Genomic DNA, 562 nt, shown 5'->3' with positions numbered 1-562 from the left:
TTTTTTCGAAGCAATTGGCAATTTGTCAGATACGGTCTTGTGTTCGGCCTGTTCGCGCGGAACTAAAGCCCGCTGGCCTTGATGGTTTCCGCTGATCAAGCCCCCATTCTCGCAGACGGACAGATATCGTCCTGGACAAAGCGCGGGGTGTCTTGATGTTGCGGCTGACTTGTCCGCCATCACTTCATGGGTCTTGCTATCTCCTTGTTCTCATCGTTCGTATCAGACTGTTCGTGTCCGATAGGGTTCATTGCGCGAGAGCACGGCCCAGATGATCCTCGCAGTCTTGTTTGCCATCGCAATGGCGGCCAGTTTGGCAGGCTTTCTCTGCAATATGTCGGCGAACCATGGATCGAACTTCTCTGGGGTGCTTTTGATCTGTTTGATGCGGGATGTCATGCCAACGACCATCAATCGTCGAATGTAGCGATCACCCATCTTTGATATACGCCTCAAACGCTCCTTGCCGCCGGTCGACTTTTTGATCGGCGTCAGGCCCAGCCAAGCGGACAGATCTCTGCCGCTTTGGAATTGCGCACCACTTCCAACAGTTGCCACAATA

At 53.0% G+C, this 562-nt stretch carries 2 protein-coding genes; both read right to left on the bottom strand.

What is annotated here, in order from left to right; translation table 11 throughout:
• A partial coding sequence (locus tag HRQ87_RS20105) for a hypothetical protein (protein WP_217430529.1) occupies positions 1 to 180 on the bottom strand: 180 nt, incomplete at its 3' end.
• Between the two features lie 42 nt (positions 181 to 222).
• Positions 223 to 562 (bottom strand): transposase (locus HRQ87_RS20015; protein ID WP_174140215.1); only part of this gene is annotated, 340 nt, incomplete at its 5' end.

This window comes from Parasulfitobacter algicola (genome assembly GCF_013315265.1).
Lineage (GTDB): Bacteria > Pseudomonadota > Alphaproteobacteria > Rhodobacterales > Rhodobacteraceae > Parasulfitobacter > Parasulfitobacter algicola.
Note: the sequence above shows the minus strand (reverse complement) of the source record. Positions and strands in the feature narration are given on the sequence as shown.